Genomic DNA, 18,084 nt, shown 5'->3' on the forward strand with positions numbered 1-18,084 from the left:
GTTTCATGAGCTTGATCCCGAAAAAAGGCACCGTGTATGTGGTCGATGACGACGAGGCCGTGCGCGATTCGCTGCAGTGGCTGCTTGAAGGCAAAGACTACCGGGTGCGCTGCTTTGATTCCGCCGAAACCTTCCTCGCCCGCTACGACCCCCGCGAGGTCGCCTGCCTGCTGGTGGACGTGCGCATGGGCGGCATGAGCGGCATTGAGCTTCAAGACAAACTGATCGAGCGCAAAAGCCCGCTGCCCGTCGTCTTCATCACTGGCCATGGCGATGTGCCGATGGCAGTGAACACCATGAAAAAAGGCGCCATGGATTTCATCCAGAAGCCTTTTAAAGAAGCTGAGCTGGTGAGTCTCGTTGAGCGCATGCTGGAGCAGGCCAAGGGTAGCTTTGCGGATCATCAGCAATCTGCAAGCCGCGACGCATTGCTGGCTAAGCTCACAGGACGTGAAGCGCAGGTGCTCGAGCGTATCGTGGCTGGTCGTTTGAACAAGCAGATTGCCGACGATTTAGGCATCAGTATCAAAACGGTGGAAGCGCATCGCGCCAACATCATGGAAAAGCTCGGTGCGAATACTGTGGCTGATCTTCTCAAAATTGCTTTAGGTTCTAACGCGCCGAAGGCTTGATTTCTAACTAACCAATAGAACGCAAAAGACGCAGAAAGAATTCAATATAGATTTCCTTTTGCGCCTTCTGCGTTTTTTTGCGTCTTCTGCGTTCTCCTCTTTAATTAGCCATTTACTCACATGACTGCCCAACTCATCAACGGCAACGAACTCTCCACCCAGCTGCGCGCAGATGTAGCTCGCCGCGCCGCCGCGCTCAAAGTCAAAGGCATTACTCCCGGCCTCGCTGTGGTTCTCGTTGGAGACAACCCAGCGAGCCAAGTCTATGTGCGCAACAAAGTCAAAGCTTGCGCGGACAGTGGCCTGCACTCGGTGATGGAAAAGCACCCCGCTGATATGAGCGAAGCGGCATTGCTGGCCTTGGTTGAAAAGCTCAACAACGATCCAACGATTCACGGTATTCTTGTACAGCTGCCTCTGCCCGTGCATATGGATGCGCAAAAGGTCATCGAAGCCATTGCCCCTGAAAAAGATGTCGATGGTTTTCATGTCGCCAGCGCTGGCGCGCTCATGGTCGGTCGCCCCGGCTTTTGGCCATGCACGCCGTATGGCTGCATGAAGATGCTCGAGTCGATTGGCTATTCACTCAAAGGCAAACATGCTGTTGTGATTGGTCGCAGCAATATCGTCGGCAAGCCGATGGCACTCATGCTCTTGCAGCAAAACGCCACCGTGACGATCTGCCACAGCGGCACAAAAGATCTGAAAGCTCAGACGCTACAAGCTGATGTGATTGTTGCTGCTGTAGGTAAGCGCAACGTACTCACTGCAGATATGGTCAAGCCCGGCGCGGTTGTGATCGATGTGGGCATGAACCGCAACGATGAAGGCAAACTCTGCGGCGATGTGGATTTCGATGGTGTGAGCAAGGTTGCGAGCTACATCACACCAGTGCCCGGTGGCGTGGGGCCGATGACGATCACGATGCTGTTGGTCAACACATTGGAAGCTGCAGAGCGTGTTTGACCCTCGACCGGACGGGGGCACGTCTTCACGAGCAGATATTTCCTGCTCTTGTCAGCCTAAAACTCCTGGTAAATAAGCCAAAAATCCTTTATAATCAATACATTACACCCCAACGGGCGCAGCAAACGCCCGTTTTTTTATGCCTAAACGGTTTTGAGTAGATGTTTTTCTATTCGCAAGCTGTTCTGGTTGGGGTTTTTATTGCCTTTTGTTTTTGCCCCAAGTTTTAAGCGATAGATGTCCGCAAATTTAAACACCACTTTGAGCCAGACCGTGACCGGGCTGGGTTACGTCTTGGTTGAGATTGAACGCTCAGCCGGTGGTTTGCTGCGCGTGACGATTGATCATCCTTGGGAAGCGGGGCAAGAAGAGGTATTGATCGCTGTGGAAGATTGCGAGCGCGTCACACGGCAGTTGCAATACGTGTTGGAAGTCGAAGGCGTGGATTACAAGCGCTTGGAAGTGGCTTCGCCAGGCATTGATCGCCCGCTGCTGGGTGAATCCGATTTCGAGCGCTTCAATGGCGAGATGGTGGATCTCACATTGAAAGTCGCCATTGGCTCAGAAGTGGCCGCACAAAGCGTAGGCGCAGTGAATGCCAATCGCAAAAAGTTTCGCGGCAAGCTGCGTAAAGCGCAAGCAGGCGGCTGGCAGATTGAGCTGGAGAATGAAGCCGCCAAGCCGCTCAAGCCCGGTGCGAAAGTGTCGAAGAAAAAATTGGAAGCCCCAGCCACGGTGATGGGCTTCACGCTGGATGAGCTCAAAGAAGCGCGTCTAGCACCGATTGTTGATTTCAAAGGGCGTAAGCCTAAAACCGTTTAATTTTTTAGAACTCTGGACGAAGGAGAAGAACCATGAACCGCGAAATGTTGATGCTTGTTGAAGCCATTTCCCGCGAGAAAAACGTTGACAGCGAGACCGTGTTCGGTGCGCTGGAGGCGGCGCTTGCGCAGGCCAGCAAGAAGATTTATCAAAACGAAGGCCATGGCGAGGTGGAAATCCGCGTCACCATGGATCGCGAGAGTGGTGATTACGAAACCTTCCGCCGCTGGCTCGTCGTGCCGGATGACCAAGGCCTGCAAAACCCAGATGCCGAAGAGATGCTGATGGATGCGCTGGATCGCGTGAGCGATGTTGAGCCGGGCGACTATATTGAAGAGCAGGTCGAATCTGTGCCCATTGGCCGCATTGGCGCGCAAGCAGCCAAGCAAGTGATTTTGCAAAAAATCCGTGATGCTGAGCGCGAGATTCTGCTCAACGATTTCATGAGCCGTGGCGACAAGATTTTTGTGGGCACTGTGAAGCGTGCAGACAAAGAGGGCTTGATCGTCGAGAGTGGCCGTGTGGAAGGGCGCTTGAAGCGTTCCGACATGATTTCCAAAGAGAATCTGCGCAGCGGTGATCGCGTGCGCGCGATGATCATGGAAGTGGATCCCACCTTGCGTGGCGCGCCGATCATTCTCTCGCGCAGCGCGCCAGAGTTCATGATTGAGCTGTTCCGTAATGAAGTGCCCGAGATTGAGCAAGGTCTGCTCGAGATCAAATCCTGCGCAAGAGATTCTGGCTCACGCGCCAAGATTGCTGTGCTCTCCAACGACAAGCGTGTTGACCCCATCGGCACCTGCGTGGGTGTGCGTGGCTCGCGTGTGAACGCGGTGACAAACGAGCTCGCAGGCGAGCGCGTGGATATCGTGCTTTGGAGCGAAGATCCTGCCCAATTCGTGATCGGTGCTTTGGCTCCTGCCAACGTGTCTTCTATCGTTGTTGACGAAGAAAAGCATGCGATGGACGTGGTGGTGGATGAGGAAAACCTCGCCATTGCCATTGGCCGTGGCGGCCAAAACGTGCGTCTCGCTTCTGAGCTCACCGGCTGGAAGATCAACATCATGGATGCCAATGAATCTGCCGAGAAGCAGGCTGGCGAGCAGGGCACAATCCGCGCGCTCTTCATGAGCAAGCTGGATGTGGACGAAGAAATTGCCGACACACTGATCAGCGAAGGCTTCACCTCGCTCGAAGAAGTGGCCTATGTGCCACTGCAAGAGATGCTGGAAATTGAAGGCTTTGACGAAGACACCGTGAACGAGCTGCGCACCCGTGCGAAAGATGCCTTGCTCACCATGGCGATTGCCAAGGAAGAGTCTGTGGAAGAAGTGAGCCAAGATCTGCGTGATTTTGAGTTCAACGGCAAACACCTCAGCGCCGATTTGATTTCCAAATTGACTGAAGGCGGCGTGAACACACTCGATGATTTGGCCGATTTGGCCATTGACGAGTTGACCGAGATCACGGGTCAAAATGAAGATGAAGCCAAGGCGCTCATCATGAAGGCGCGCGAGCATTGGTTCACTGCTGACGATGCCTCTGCTGCACCTGCAGCCAAAGAGTAAGAGTATGGAGACCACCCACTATGTCAAACACCACTGTCTCCGAATTTGCCAGCGAGCTCAAAAAGCCGGTTGAAATCCTGCTTGAGCAGCTTAAAGGCGCTGGCGTGCCCAAAGCGGCTGCTGGCGATGTGCTCACTGATTCTGATAAGCAAAAATTGCTGAGCTTCCTGCAAACCAGCCACGGCACAGCAGCACCTGGCGAGCGCAAGAAAATCACGCTTACGAAAAAATCCACCACTGAAATCAAGCAAGCTGACGCCACGGGCAAAGCGCGCACGATTCAGGTGGAAGTGCGTAAGAAGCGTACTTTTGTGCAGCGTGATGAAGAGGTCGCGGCAGCGCCTGTGGCGCCGCCACCAGCACCAGTTGCTCCTCCACCCGCAGCGCCGGCTGTGCCGGTGATCGACGAGGCTGAAAAGGCTCGCCGTGAGGAAGAAGCACGCCGTCAAGCTGAGTTCAATCAGCGCTTGGCTCAAGAAGCCGAAGAGCGTCGCCGTGCTGCTGAAGAAGCGCGTAGCAAGCAACAAGCCGCAGCTGAACCTGTGGAGCCTGCTTCTGAAGTATCTGAGGCTCCAGTTCTAGAGCAAAAAGCAGAGGCTCCCCTTGCAGAACCTGCGCCAAGTGCTCCTGAGGTTGTAGCGCCTCCTGCTTTGACGCCAGAGCAAATCGCGGCCGAGTCTGCTGATCGTCGCCGCAAAGCTTTGGCTGAAGCCGAAGCGATTCGTGCGATGATGAGCGCGCCCAAGAAGGTGCTCGTGGCCAAGAAAGCCGATGAGCCCAAGCCTGCCGCCAAAGAAGGTGTGAAAGGTACCTTGCACAAGCCAGCAGCCGGTGCAAAGAAAGCCGATGGCACACCCGCCACTGGTGCACCCGCAGTCGGCACAGGCGCCAAGAAAACCGAAGTCAAATCCGAGAAATTGTCTTCAAGCTGGGGCAAAGATGCCGACGGCAAGAAGAAGGGTGAAATCAAAACCCGAGGAGACGCCACAGGTGGCGTAGGCCGCAACAACTGGCGCGCTGGCCCCAAAGGCAAGCGTGGCCGCGATGAAGTGCAGGAGCAGGCACCAGCCGCGCCGGTGGAAGCCCGCGTGCTTGAAATCCACGTGCCTGAGACGATCACCGTGGCTGAGCTGGCTCACAAGATGGCTGTGAAGTCTTCTGAAGTGATCATGAAGCTCATGAAGCTGGGCCAGATGGTCACGATCAACCAATCGCTGGATCAAGACACGGCGATGATCGTGGTGGAAGAACTCGGTCACAAAGCCTTGGCTGCCACGCTGGATGATCCTGAAGCGTTTACTGAAGACGAAGCCGGTGAATTCACCGCTGAGCTCTTGCCGCGCGCCCCTGTGGTCACAGTCATGGGCCACGTTGATCACGGTAAAACTTCTCTGCTCGATTACATTCGCCGCGCCAAAGTGGCATCGGGTGAAGCAGGCGGCATCACGCAGCATATCGGCGCCTATCACGTCGAAACGCCGCGCGGTGTGGTCACTTTCCTCGATACACCCGGCCACGAGGCTTTCACGGCCATGCGTGCGCGCGGTGCGCAAGCCACCGACATCGTGATCTTGGTGGTTGCTGCGGATGACGGCGTGATGCCGCAGACGAAAGAAGCGATCAAGCATGCGAAAGCAGCTGGCGTGCCTATCGTGGTGGCGATGAACAAGATTGACAAGCCTGAAGCCAACCCAGATCGCGTTAAAGGCGAATTGGTGGCGGAAGAGGTTGTGCCCGAAGAGTTTGGTGGTGAATCGCCCTTCGTGGCTGTATCTGCGAAAACTGGCCAAGGTATTGACGATTTGCTCGAGCAAGTGCTCTTGCAAGCTGAAGTGCTTGAGCTCAAAGCACCTGTGGAAGCCATGGCGAAGGGCTTGGTCGTTGAGGCCAAGCTCGACAAAGGTCGCGGCCCTGTGGCTACCGTGCTCGTACAAACCGGCACGCTCAAAGTGGGCGATGCTGTGCTTCTCGGCGCAACCTATGGCCGCGTGCGCGCCATGCTCGATGAAACGGGTCATCCAGTGAAATCTGCTGGTCCATCCATCCCTGTGGAAATCCAAGGTTTGGCTGAAGTGCCAGGCGCTGGCGATGAATTCATGGTGATGCAAGACGAAAAGCGTGCGCGAGAAATCGCCACCTATCGCGCTGGCAAATACCGCAGCACCAAGCTGGCTAAGCAGCAAGCTTCTAAGCTGGAAAACATGTTCACCGACATGGCTTCCGGCGAAGTCAAAACCGTACCGATCATCATCAAATCAGATGTGCAAGGTTCGCAAGAAGCGCTGTCTTCCTCACTGCTCAAGCTCTCCACGGACGAGATCAAAGTGCAGATCGTGTATGCCGCCGTGGGTGGCATTTCCGAGAGCGATGTGAACTTGGCGATTGCTTCCAAGGCTGTGATCATCGGCTTCAACACGCGTGCCGACGCAGGCGCGCGCAAGACAGCCGAAGGCAATGGCATCGACATTCGCTACTACAACATCATCTACGACGCTGTGGACGATCTGAAAGCAGCCATGAGCGGCATGCTCACGCCAGACAAGAAAGAAGAAGTCATCGGCACCGCCGAGATTCGTCAAGTCTTCCGCGTGTCCAAAGTCGGCTCGATTGCAGGCTGTATGGTCACCAGCGGCGTGGTCAAGCGCAATGCTCGCTTGCGTTTGCTGCGCAACAACGTGGTCGTCTTCACGGGCGAACTCGATTCATTGAAGCGCTTCAAAGACGATGCGAAAGAAGTCAAAGAAGGCTTCGAGTGCGGCTTGAACATCAAGGGCTACAACGACATCGTTGAATTGGATGTCTTGGAGTTCTTCGAGATCAAGGAAATTGCTCGTACGCTTTAATCACTTTATTGGAGATCAATCAATAGAACGCAAAAGACGCAAAAATTACGCAGAAGACGCAAAAAAGAAACCAAATCTTTTGTGTATTTCTTTTGCGCCTTTTGCGAAACCTCTGCGTATTTTGCGTTCTATTCTTTCCTGACCACTGTATGCCTAAAAAACAAACTTCAGCCCCCAATCGCGGTATCCGCGTAGGTGACCAGATCCAGCGGGATCTGGCGGAGCTGATCGCGCGCGAATTGAAAGATCCGCGCGTGGGTATGGTCACGATCAATGCGGTGCAGGTCACGCCTGATTACGCTCATGCCACCGTGCATTACAGCTTGCTCACGGGTGAGCCTGAGGAAACTCAGGCCGCGCTCACGCAAGCAGCTGGTTTCTTGCGCAACGGCCTCTTCAAGCGTTTGCACATTCATACCGTGCCTACCTTGCATTTTCAGTTTGACCGCACCACCGAGCGCGCCGCTGATATGAATGCGCTGATCGCCAAGGCGGTCGCCTCGCGTTCCAAGGACGCGGAGGAATAAGCCATGAACGCACCACGAGTACGGGTCGTGAGGCGTCCCGTGCATGGGGTGCTTCTTCTGGACAAACCGCTGGGTTTGTCGTCTAACGACGCTTTGCAAAAAGCCAAATGGCTGCTTCGCGCTGAAAAAGCAGGCCATACTGGCACGCTTGATCCATTGGCCACGGGCGTATTGCCGCTGTGCTTTGGCGCAGCGACGAAGTTTTCAGCTTTGCAGCTCGATGCTGTGAAAACCTATGAAGCCACTGCTGTGCTGGGCATCAAGACTTCTACTGGCGATGCAGAAGGCGAAGTGATTGCCAAGCGTGAAGTGAATGTGACCCAAGCTGATCTGGATCGCGTGCAGGCGCAATTCACTGGCAAGATTTCACAAATCCCGCCGATGCACAGCGCTTTGAAGAAGGATGGCAAAGCGCTCTACGAATACGCCCGCGAAGGCATCGAGATCGAGCGCGCGCCGCGTGAAGTGACGATTTATAAGCTAAATATACAGTTCGCCGGCACAGATACTGCGCAAGCAGCTATTAAAATAATAGCGACTGTGAGCAAAGGCACATACATCCGAACGTTAGGCGAAGACATTGGCGAAGCCTTGGGCTGTGGCGCGCATCTCTCGAGCTTGCGTCGCACCGAGACGGGCGGCCTGCTGGTTGGCAAAGCGCTCACGCTTGCGCAGCTCGAAGCCTTGAACGACGACGAGCGTCTTGCCGCTTTGCAGCCTGTAGACAGCCTGCTCGCAGGTCACGAGGCCGTCACGCTAGACAACGAAAATGCAGGCAGATTTTTAAGTGGTTTGCGCCGCCGTACAGCGCTGCCCGATAACGATCACGTCGCTGTGTATGGAGACAAACCCCGTGCGCTACTCGGTAGTGCGCACATCAAAGCAGGAGAGTTGATTCCAACTCGCTTGCTTTCTCCCATCGAAGTTTCACAAACGCTGGCTCAGGGCATGTCCCAGGAAGCTGCGACAACAGTTTTGAATTGAAAAGGAAGTCATCATGACCCAACAAATCCGCAACATCGCCATCATCGCTCACGTTGACCATGGCAAAACCACGCTGGTCGATCAGCTTCTGCGCCAAAGCGGCACTTTCGCTGCTCACGAGCAGCTTGAAACCTGCGTGATGGACAACAACGACATTGAGAAAGAGCGTGGCATCACGATTTTGGCTAAGAACTGCGCTGTGAAGTGGAACGACACGCACATCAACATCGTCGATACCCCCGGCCACGCGGACTTCGGTGGCGAGGTGGAGCGTGCTCTGTCCATGGTCGATGGCGTGGTGCTCTTGATTGACGCGCAAGAAGGCCCGATGCCTCAGACCCGTTTCGTGACGAAGAAGGCGCTGGCTCTTGGCCTGCGCCCCATCGTTGTGGTGAACAAGGTGGACAAGCCAGGTGCTGATTGCCAGAAGGTCGTGAACCAAGCTTTCGATTTGTTCGACAAACTCGGCGCAACCGATGAGCAGCTGGATTTCCCAGTGGTCTACGCCTCTGGCCTGAACGGCTGGAGCGCGTTGGAAGAGGGCGAGGCAGGCGCTCAGTGGGGTAAAGATATGACCGCGCTGTTTGACACTGTGCTGCGCCATGTGCCATCGCAAAAAGGCGATGCCTCTGCGCCGCTGCAATTGCAAATCTCCTCGCTCGATTACTCCACCTTCGTGGGCCGTATCGGCGTAGGCCGTATCACCGCTGGCACCATCAAGCCGATGATGGACGTGCTCGTGGCCGAAGGGCCAGACGGCAAGACCTACAAAGGCCGCGTCAACCAAGTGCTCAAATTCCAAGGCTTGGATCGCGTGGTGGCTACCAGCGCCGGCCCAGGCGATATCGTTCTCATCAACGGTATTGAAAACATCGGCATCGGCGTAACAGTCACCGATCCTCTGAATCCAACGCCGTTACCCATGCTGAAAGTCGATGAGCCTACGCTCACGATGAATTTCTGCGTGAATACATCGCCGCTCGCTGGTCGTGAAGGCAAGTATGTGACGAGCCGTCAGATTTGGGATCGTCTGCAGAAAGAGCTGCAGTCCAACGTCGCGCTGCGCGTGAAAGAAACCGATGAAGACGGTATCTTTGAAGTCTCAGGTCGCGGCGAATTGCACCTCACTATTCTTTTGGAAAACATGCGCCGTGAAGGCTATGAGATGGCTGTTTCTAAGCCACGCGTGGTGTTCCAAGAGATCAATGGCGAGAAATGCGAGCCGATTGAATTGGTGACTGCTGACGTGGAAGACCAACATCAAGGCGGCGTGATGCAAGCCTTGGGTGAGCGCAAAGGCGAGCTGGTGAACATGGAGCCCGATGGTCGTGGCCGGGTGCGCTTGGAGTACCGAATTCCCGCGCGTGGCCTGATCGGCTTCACCACTGAGTTCTTGAACTTGACACGCGGCTCTGGTTTGATCGCCAACATTTTCGACAGTTACGAACCGCACAAAGGCGACATCGCCAGCCGCAAAAACGGCGTGCTGATCTCGATGGACGATGGCGAAATTTTCACCTACGCTCTGGGCAAGCTCGACGACCGTGGCCGCATGTTCGTGCGCGCGAACGATCCCGTGTACGAAGGCATGATCGTCGGTATCCACAACCGTGATAACGACCTCGTCGTCAACGCCACCCGCACCAAACAGCTCACCAACTTCCGTGTGAGCGGAAAGGAAGACGCGATCAAGATCACCCCTCCGATTCAGCTCACGCTGGAATACGGCGTGGAATTCATTGAAGACGACGAGTTGGTTGAGATCACGCCAAAGAGCGTCCGTTTGCGCAAGCGCTTCTTGAAAGAGCATGAGCGCAAGCGCGCTAGCCGTGACTGATGCCATCAAAAACGATCTGGTGACTCAGGCGAAAGCCCAGGCCACCAGCCCATTGCAGCTCAAATTTGCTGATGCGCTCCAGCGGATTGATGCGATTGGGCAGCGTGTGCAGTTTCTTGATGCGCTGTATGGCCAATACCGAAGCAAATTCGGGCAACATCTGCCACCACTTCGAGCCGAGCAAGATCGCTTGTCTCGTCAGATGGTGGTATTTTTGCATGAGCGTTTGCAAAGACCTGATGCAGAGGGCACCCAATCGCTCACTGCGAATCACCGCAAATCGATAGGACGATTGATCGTCTCTTTGGCAAAGGATTACGCTTTGCAAGGCGATGCGCAAATGCGCGCGATTCATGATGCGTATAGTCATGAGACCATCGAAGAGATGGATGCCGCCAACAAAGACGGCATGTTGGATTGGCTTGAGGCGATGGGCGTAGATTTATCGCCGTCTTCCGAAAAAGGCAGTGCTGCTGAAATGGCGCAAGCTGCACTGAAGGCCGTTCACGAGAAGATGGTGCATCAAGAAAAAATTGAAGAGCAGCGTAAGGCGCGGCGGGATGAAAAGCGCGCAGCAAGAAAGAAAGCGGATCCTAAAGCGCAAGCCAGACTCGCCGAAAAAGAGCTAGCGGCCCAAGAAGCACAAAGCGCTCTCAAAAATATCTATCGCCAATTGGCGCGCCAGCTTCATCCTGATCGCGCTGACAACGATACGCAGCGCGCCATCAGCCACGATTTGATGAGCGAAGCCAATACAGCTTATGAGCGTCAAGATTTGTTGGCTCTGCTCCAGCTGCAACTCAGGGCGAGCCAAATTGATGCGAGCGCGATGGGCACGGTAGCTGAAGAAAAGCTCGAAAGCTGGATCGCGCTGCTACGAGCGCAAGCCAAGGATTTGACACAAGAGTGCATGATGCTTGAGCGGCAGATGATGCACGAATTCGGTCTACTATCTCACCAATCACTGACGGCAGAAAATTTGGAAGCCTTATTGCAGGCGACTTTGCAGCAGTACGATGAAGCCCTACATTTGATGCGCAACGATTTGGAGATGATCAAAAACGATGCCGATCTCAAGCGCTGGGCAAAAGCCAATAGCAAGGAGCTCGAGCGCCATGATGCGATACTGGATGATGAGCTTATGAATGCCATGATGATGAATACCGCGCCTCGCCACTCAGCCAAGAAAAAACGATGAAACTGACACACTCCCGAGCCGTGCTGCTCATGATCGCCGTCACTCTGATGTGGTCTATCGCTGGCGCTGTCACGCGGCAGCTTGAATCTGCCAAGAGCTTTGAAGTCACGTTTTGGCGCAGTTTCTTCACGGTGATTTCGCTACTCGTCATCTTGCCGATATGGCAGGGTAGGGGTGTATTCAAGAGTTTTCATTGGAAGAGCGTGCCGTTTTGGATCAGTGGCCTTTGCTGGAGCGTGATGTTTACCGCTTTCATGGTGGCTCTCACGCTAACTTCAGTGGGGAATGTTTTGGTGACGATGGCTGTGGGCCCGCTGCTCACCGCTTTGATTGCTCGCATTTTTATCGGCCATAAGCTCCCTGCACGAACTTGGGGAGCGATTGCTGTGGCTTGCGCGGGTATCGCTTATATGTTTGGCCAGCAATTAGATTTGAAGCAGAGCGGAGCGGCGCTAGGTATGGCTGTGGCGTTTTGCGTGCCTGTAGCAGGCGCGATTCATTGGACGGTGGTGCAGCGCGCGCAAGCCAAGGGGGAGCAGCTTGATTTTGTGCCTTGTGTGCTCATTGGTGCGGTGATTTCTTCGCTCATCACATTACCTCTGTCTTTTCCATTTGCTGCAAGCGGCTCGGATGTTGGTTGGCTAGCTTTGCTCGGCTTGGTGCAATTGGCCATACCGTGCACGCTCGCCGTGATTTGCGCCAAGGTGTTGAAAGCACCCGAAGTGTCCCTGCTGGCTCTGCTGGAAGTGATTTTCGGTATTCTCTGGGCTTGGATGTTTGCAGGCGAAGTGCCTACGCAGGCTGTGCTGATTGGCGGCACGCTGGTGATTGGTGCGCTCGTAGCGAATGAGGCTTTAGGTTGGAAATCATCATGAGTGAAGACAATTTTGTTTTAGTTGAAGAGCGTGGCAATGCAGGCTTGATCACGCTCAATCGCCCGAAGGCATTGAATGCTTTGAGCTTGGGTATGGTGCGCCAGATCACGGCTGCTTTGCTGAAATGGCGTGATCAAGCGAATATTCAGCTCGTGGCGATTCGCGGTACAGGCAAGTTACCCGATGGCAGCTTTGCACCCTTCGGCAGCTTCTGCGCGGGCGGTGACATCCGCTTCTTCCATCAAGCGGCGCTCACAGGCGATCCAGCACTCGAAGATTTCTTCACTGAAGAATACAGCCTCAATCATTTAATTCATACCTATCCCAAACCGTATGTCGCCTTCATGGATGGTATTTGCATGGGCGGCGGCATGGGAATCTCTGGCCATTTGGCGAAAAACAGCATTCGCATCGTCACTGAGCGCACCAAGATGGCCATGCCAGAGACAAATATTGGTTTGTTTCCCGATGTAGGCGGCGGCTATTTTCTCAGCCGTTGCGCGAACGCGCAGCCTGGCGTGGGTGAATACTTGGCACTCACCGGCCATATGCTGCATGCACCCGAAGCAGTGTCAGTAGGTTTGGCAGATGTGCAGATCAATAGTGATCAATTGACAGGCTTGTGGGATCAATTAACTGCTGGTAGTTATCCTAATCGTGCTGAATGTTTTTCAGAAATTGCTATCAATTCAATAGCACTTCGCGCAGATTCTATGCCGGCGAATAGCACTTTTCTTTCAAAAATTGGTGATAATTTCAATCACTCTACAGTGCTTGCAATCACTCAATCATTAGAAGCCAGCAGCGATGCTTGGGCAAAAGATGTGGCAGCACTTTTGCGCAAGCGCTCACCTTTGATGCTCGAAGTCACGTTGCAACTTATCCGCCGTGCGCGAAGCTTGAGCCTAGCTGACGATCTGCGCCTTGAGCGCGATTTGGTGCGGCATTGTTTTCACACCAAGCATCTAACGCGCAGCGGGACAGCTTCTGAAACCGTAGAAGGCATCCGCGCTTTAGCGGTAGATAAAGACCATTCGCCGACATGGAATCCAGCTCGCTTGGAAGACATCACGCCACCAATGATTGCGCCGTTTTTCGTAAGCCCTTGGCCGGCTGAGGCACATCCTCTACGGCATTTGGCTTGATCGCTCAAGGCCGCACAGCCGGTGTTTCTAAGGGCATGCCCATGGCGCGCGCCGCCAAATAGACTTCAAGCGCTGTCATTTCATTGCTGCCTGCGGCAAAGGGCTGTGCGCGTACGCCTGTGAGGCAGCCGCGTATGCGTCGGGCGAGGCTGCCCATGCCTTGCCATTCAAGGCGGTAGATGGGGTAGCCTGTGGCGTGGCCTTGGGGGATCGTGCTGGCGCCTAGCTTGAGACCGTCGCGCTCGTTATGACATTGGGCACAGGAGAGGTTGAGCTGGCCCATGCGCTGCATGAAGAGTTGTTCGCCCTGTCTGCGCGTGACTTCGAGTTTGGGGTCTTGTGCTGCGATAGCTTGTCCGCGAGCTGCGTGGCCCAGCCAACTTTCTAATGAGAGCAAGTCTTGATGCTCTGAGCCAAGTGCACTCATATTCATGTGGCGCTGGCGGCAGAGGTTGATGCGTTGGCTTAAATTGACGGGTTTGCCGAGCAGGGCATCGATAGTGGGGTAACGCGTAGCAACTGCTTCAAAAGCCGCTGGTGGGCGCGCGAAGCTGTTGGGTTGTGCAATGGTTGTACCGTGGCAGCTTGCGCAGGATTTGCCATTGCTACTACTGGGCTGCGCCCAAAGCTGCGCGCCGCTTTGCACCCAAAGCATGGCGGGGTTTTGCGCATCGTCTTTCTGCATCGCCTGCGTGCGTGCATCCATGATCGCGAAGCCAGATTGGCGGCGATCAGCGGTTTGCGAATGAGCGACGCAAGAAAGTGCAACAACGAGACTCAAAAGCCAGCGCATGGGTCAAGCGACTGTGATCGTGTGGCTGCGCGTATGCGAGAAGCCTTTATCACCTGTCCAGCTCAATTGAAGTGTGCCGCTTTCCATCACGCGCACACGAAAGGAAAGATACGGATTGGACGACATGGCCGCATGAAGTGTGGCGGCAAACACCTGCTCGCCTTGATATGTGCAGACAAAGCGCCTGATCAAATCGCGTGGCAGCATCACGCCATCTGAGCCGCGCCGGTAGCCGGTTTCCATCATGTGCCCAATCGTGGCGCTCACAACGATCACTTGCCCGCGCTGCGCAGTGGCAGGCGCTTGCACGAGGGAGCGGACGCTGGGTGTATCACTCATGCTCTTTACTCGACTTCAATGCACGCAGCCAAAGTGACAATCACATCGGCGCTTTGCATCCAGAAGCTGCCATCTGACAGTTGCGCCACAGCCGTGAGCTTTTGTGTGGTGGCTAGGCGGATACGGGTGGAGATTTGCGCGGAGCCAGATGCTGCGCTCAGATCAAACTCTGCTACATCGGGCTGAGGATTTTTTTCGTTGAAGAGACCGATGCGCCGCACGAACCGATCACGTTCTTGCGGGTGATCGACTGTGATATCTATAGGCACGGCATTGCCGTTATCGACCAATTGCGAGATACCGATTTGTACTTTACCGATTTGCGGCGTGATGCCGCCTGTGAATTTGGCAATCGCTTGCTGCATCGTTGCTTCGGATTGTTGCGCCCAAGCTCGTGAGCTGAGAAGACAAGCTGCAAAAGCTTGCGCGGTAGAGAGCAAAACAATACGGCGCTTCATTTCAAGCTCTGCAAATACGCCACCACGTCTTCAAGCTGCTGCGCTGTCAGCATGGTGCGCCCTTGGTGTGCAGTAGCAACACGATTTAAGCCTTCAGCGCGAAAGTAGGGCGGCATGATGGATGCTGGGTTGATCTTCTGCGAATCGATCATGCGCAAGCGAAGTTGCTCTTTGGTGAGCCTTGCGCCTACGCCATCCAGTGGGGGCGCGAGATTACCCTGGGCGCGGTCTTCTGAAATCGGCGCGCCGTGGCAGAGCAAGCAGAGGCTTTGCTGTCGATTTGCAACGATGGCGCGGCCACGCACAGCATCGCCAGGCTCAGCGCTGAGAGCTTGGCTGCCGTCCAACACTTGCGCATTCACTGTGCTGATGAGGCACAGCGAAAGGCAAGTGAGGAGACGGCTTAGATCAAGCACGCTTCAAACTCTGCCCAGCAATCGGCATATCACGCAAGCGCTTGCCCGTGGCCGCAAAAATCGCATTCATCACCGCAGGTGCAGCCACAGCAATCGTGGGCTCGCCCACGCCGCCCCAGAAGCCGCCTGATTGCAGGATGATGGTTTCTACCTTGGGCATATGCTGCATCAGCACCACGGGATAGCTGCTGAAATTGTCTTGCTCGATGCGCCCGTCTTTCACGGTGCATGAGCCAAAGAGTGCAGCTGAGAGGCCATACACAAACGAGCCTTCCACCTGCGCTTCAATCTGCTGCGGGTTCACGGCAAAGCCAATGTCTGTAGCGGCCACGATGCGGTGAATCTTAAGCGCACCATCCGCGCTCACCGAAATTTCAGCGCACGCAGCCACATAGCTTCCAAAGCCATGCGTCACGGCCAAGCCTTTGAAGACTTTTTGACCGCCGATATCGGGCGTCGGCTTGCCCCAATTGGCTTTCTCTGCCACAGCATTGAGCACAGCAAGATGCTTAGGCGCAGCCGTCATGAGCTTGCGGCGCAGGGCGAGCGGATCTTGGTTCGTGGCATGCGCCACTTCATCCAAAAAGCATTCCACATACAACGTGTTTTGATTCAGATTCACGCCACGCCAAAAGCCGGGCGGCACATGCGGGTTGCGCATGGCGTGGTCGATCAGCAAGTTCGGAATGTTGTAGCCAAACATGCCTTCTGCGCCGCTGGGGTTCAGCCCTTGGAAGACGACGGGATCGAGGCCGTTGCGCACGTTTTGCGGGAACACACCCGCCAAAATCGATTGCCCGGCAATGCGCATATGCAAGCCCGTCACATTGCCTTGCGCATCCAGCGCCGCACTCATCTTGCAATGTGTGATCGGGTGGTAGCGGCCATGCAGCATGTCTTCTTCTCGGCTCCAGAGCAGCTTCACGGGTACGCCCGGCATTTCTTTGGCAATCGCCACGGCTTGGCGAATCCAATCCGTCATGCCGCGCCTGCCGAAGCCGCCACCCAAGTGCAGCTTATAAACCTCGCATTGCGCGGGCGGCAGGCCAGAGGCTTCTGATGTAGCGGCCAGCGCTGATTCACCATTTTGTGTCGGCGTCCACACCTCGCAGCGCTCGGGCGTCCAGCGCGCGGTGGCGTTCATCGGCTCCATCGTGGCGTGGTTTTGATGCGGGTAGGTGTACACCGCTTCGATCTTGCGAGCGGCTTTGGCTAGCGCGTCTTTGGCATCGCCTTTGGTGTTGCCTACTGCGGCCTCAGGTGCATCCAAAGCGGCGGTAAGCACTTTGGCAAACTCAGCGCTCGAAGCTTTGGCGTGCGGGCCTTCGTCCCACACAATCGGCAGCGCATCAAGCGCCGTCTTGGCTTGCCACCAATGATCAGCCACCACAGCCACAGCGCTGTCGCCCACCTTCACCACCTTCTTCACGCCCTTGCGATTGGCAATGGCCGCTGCATTGAAGCTGGTTACTTTGCCGCCAAACACAGGGCAATCTTTGATCGCCGCATTCAGCATGCCGGGCAGCTTCAAATCTGCGCCGAAGATTTGCTTGCCGGTCACTTTGTCTTGCGTATCGAGGCGCGCGAGGCGCTTGCCGACGAGCTTCCAGTCTTTCGGGTCTTTCAGCGCCACTTCGCCTGCGGGTTTGAGCTTGGCAGCGGCTGCGGCCACTTTGCCGTAAGTCGTGCGCTTCGTGCCATGAGTGATCACGCCTGTATCGACCTTGCATTCGGCAGGATTCACTTTCCACTCATCTGCAGCCGCTTGCACGAGCAGGGTGCGCGCTGTTGCGCCACCTTTGCGCACGTAATCCTGCGATTCGCGGATGCCCCGACTGCCCCCTGTGGAGAAATTGCCCCATGCGCGCTGGCGGGCGAGATTCTGGCCCGGTGTGGGGTATTCGGTTTTCACGCGCGCCCAATCGCATTCCAGCTCTTCGGCCACGAGTTGTGCTAGGCCGGTGAGCGAGCCTTGCCCCATCTCGGAGCGGGCAATGCGGATGGTGACCGTCTCATCTGGTGCAATCGTCATCCACACGTTAACTTCTGCAGGAGCATTACTTTGAGCAGATGAGGGCAGATGAAAGCTCAGCATCATGCTGCCAGCGGCAGCGCCTGAGCCAACTATGAATTTACGGCGGGAGACTTCAGGATAAAGAACGGCGCTCATGCTTGGCTCCCTTCGATGTGCTGAATATTCAAACCAGCCACGCGAGGATTGCCGCCCGCAGCCACCACCTTGATCGCCGCGCGAATGCGGTTGTAGGTTCCGCAGCGGCAGATATTCGTCATCACATTGTCAATATCCGCATCGGTCGGATTCGGTTTCTCTTTGAGGAGCGCAGCAGCAGCCATCACCATGCCGCATTGGCAGTAACCACATTGCGGCACATCCAGCGCCACCCACGCTTTTTGCACTGGGTGCTCGCCGTTGGGCGAAAGCCCTTCAATCGTGACGATTTTTTCTTTGGCTTCAATCGTAGAAATCGGCCTCACGCAACTGCGCGTAGGCACGCCATCGATATGCACCGTACACGAGCCGCAAGCCGCCACACCGCAGCCATATTTCGTACCTGTGAGCCCCAGCTGCTCGCGCAGCGCCCACAAGAGCGGCGTGCTCGGATCGGCATCAACGTTTTGCACGCGGCCGTTAACGTTCAGTTGCACCATGATGGCATCTC

The 18,084-nt window shown here is 55.4% G+C and carries 17 protein-coding genes; 11 read left to right on the forward strand and 6 right to left on the reverse strand.

The window, feature by feature from the left end; genetic code table 11:
- Positions 1-5 precede the first annotated feature (5 nt).
- The 11 genes from KIH26_RS05825 (at position 6) to KIH26_RS05875 (ending at position 13,397) form a co-directional block, all read left to right on the forward strand.
- Complete coding sequence (locus KIH26_RS05825) at positions 6-632, forward strand: response regulator transcription factor (RefSeq protein ID WP_213443338.1); 627 nt, start codon at positions 6-8, stop codon at positions 630-632.
- Between the two features lie 120 nt (positions 633-752).
- On the forward strand, positions 753-1,598 hold the full coding sequence (gene folD / locus KIH26_RS05830) for a bifunctional methylenetetrahydrofolate dehydrogenase/methenyltetrahydrofolate cyclohydrolase FolD (protein WP_213443339.1): 846 nt from the start codon (positions 753-755) through the stop codon (positions 1,596-1,598).
- A gap of 237 nt (positions 1,599-1,835) precedes the next feature.
- The gene (gene rimP, locus KIH26_RS05835) at positions 1,836-2,420 is read left to right on the forward strand and encodes a ribosome maturation factor RimP (RefSeq protein ID WP_213443341.1); all 585 of its coding nucleotides are present in this window, start codon (positions 1,836-1,838) and stop codon (positions 2,418-2,420) included.
- A 32-nt stretch (positions 2,421-2,452) separates the two neighbouring features.
- Positions 2,453-3,988 (forward strand): transcription termination factor NusA, encoded by a 1,536-nt coding sequence (gene nusA / locus KIH26_RS05840; protein ID WP_213443343.1) that lies wholly within the window; start codon positions 2,453-2,455, stop codon positions 3,986-3,988.
- Between the two features lie 20 nt (positions 3,989-4,008).
- Positions 4,009-6,831, forward strand: a complete 2,823-nt coding sequence (gene infB, locus KIH26_RS05845) for a translation initiation factor IF-2 (RefSeq protein WP_213443345.1) — start codon at positions 4,009-4,011, stop codon at positions 6,829-6,831.
- A 149-nt stretch (positions 6,832-6,980) separates the two neighbouring features.
- The gene (gene rbfA / locus KIH26_RS05850) at positions 6,981-7,358 is read left to right on the forward strand and encodes a 30S ribosome-binding factor RbfA (protein ID WP_213443347.1); all 378 of its coding nucleotides are present in this window, start codon (positions 6,981-6,983) and stop codon (positions 7,356-7,358) included.
- A gap of 3 nt (positions 7,359-7,361) precedes the next feature.
- Positions 7,362-8,342 (forward strand): tRNA pseudouridine(55) synthase TruB, encoded by a 981-nt coding sequence (gene truB / locus KIH26_RS05855; protein ID WP_213443349.1) that lies wholly within the window; start codon positions 7,362-7,364, stop codon positions 8,340-8,342.
- 13 nt (positions 8,343-8,355) lie between these two features.
- Complete coding sequence (typA, locus tag KIH26_RS05860) at positions 8,356-10,179, forward strand: translational GTPase TypA (RefSeq protein ID WP_213443351.1); 1,824 nt, start codon at positions 8,356-8,358, stop codon at positions 10,177-10,179.
- Positions 10,151-11,377 (forward strand): J domain-containing protein, encoded by a 1,227-nt coding sequence (locus tag KIH26_RS05865; protein WP_213443353.1) that lies wholly within the window; start codon positions 10,151-10,153, stop codon positions 11,375-11,377. Before typA ends, KIH26_RS05865 begins: the two co-directional genes overlap by 29 nt.
- A complete protein-coding gene (locus KIH26_RS05870; RefSeq protein WP_213443355.1) occupies positions 11,374-12,252 on the forward strand; it encodes a DMT family transporter in 879 nt (292 codons plus the stop codon). The genes KIH26_RS05865 and KIH26_RS05870 overlap by 4 nt, the downstream gene beginning before the upstream one ends.
- On the forward strand, positions 12,249-13,397 hold the full coding sequence (locus KIH26_RS05875) for an enoyl-CoA hydratase/isomerase family protein (protein WP_213443357.1): 1,149 nt from the start codon (positions 12,249-12,251) through the stop codon (positions 13,395-13,397). The genes KIH26_RS05870 and KIH26_RS05875 overlap by 4 nt, the downstream gene beginning before the upstream one ends.
- Before the next feature lie 4 nt (positions 13,398-13,401).
- On the opposite strand, the gene soxA is transcribed toward KIH26_RS05875, so the two are convergent.
- The 6 genes from soxA to KIH26_RS05905 are packed head-to-tail and all read right to left on the reverse strand — an operon-like array spanning position 13,402 to position 18,073.
- Positions 13,402-14,190 (reverse strand): sulfur oxidation c-type cytochrome SoxA, encoded by a 789-nt coding sequence (soxA, locus tag KIH26_RS05880; RefSeq protein WP_213443359.1) that lies wholly within the window; start codon positions 14,188-14,190, stop codon positions 13,402-13,404.
- Positions 14,191-14,193: 3 nt separating this feature from the next.
- Positions 14,194-14,529: a thiosulfate oxidation carrier complex protein SoxZ gene (locus tag KIH26_RS05885; protein ID WP_213443361.1), complete on the reverse strand. Its 336-nt coding sequence runs from the start codon at positions 14,527-14,529 to the stop codon at positions 14,194-14,196.
- Positions 14,530-14,534: 5 nt separating this feature from the next.
- The gene (locus tag KIH26_RS05890; RefSeq protein WP_213443363.1) at positions 14,535-14,987 is read right to left on the reverse strand and encodes a SoxY-related AACIE arm protein; all 453 of its coding nucleotides are present in this window, start codon (positions 14,985-14,987) and stop codon (positions 14,535-14,537) included.
- Positions 14,984-15,403 (reverse strand): sulfur oxidation c-type cytochrome SoxX, encoded by a 420-nt coding sequence (gene soxX / locus KIH26_RS05895; protein ID WP_213443365.1) that lies wholly within the window; start codon positions 15,401-15,403, stop codon positions 14,984-14,986. The genes KIH26_RS05890 and soxX overlap by 4 nt, the downstream gene beginning before the upstream one ends.
- Positions 15,396-17,573, reverse strand: coding sequence for a xanthine dehydrogenase family protein molybdopterin-binding subunit (locus KIH26_RS05900; protein WP_213443367.1), 2,178 nt, complete (start codon positions 17,571-17,573; stop codon positions 15,396-15,398). Before KIH26_RS05900 ends, soxX begins: the two co-directional genes overlap by 8 nt.
- Positions 17,570-18,073: a (2Fe-2S)-binding protein gene (locus tag KIH26_RS05905; RefSeq protein WP_213443369.1), complete on the reverse strand. Its 504-nt coding sequence runs from the start codon at positions 18,071-18,073 to the stop codon at positions 17,570-17,572. Before KIH26_RS05905 ends, KIH26_RS05900 begins: the two co-directional genes overlap by 4 nt.
- Between the last annotated feature and the right edge of the window lie 11 nt (positions 18,074-18,084).

This window comes from Variovorax sp. PCZ-1, assembly GCF_018413605.1.
Classification (GTDB): domain Bacteria; phylum Pseudomonadota; class Gammaproteobacteria; order Burkholderiales; family Burkholderiaceae_C; genus JANMDU01.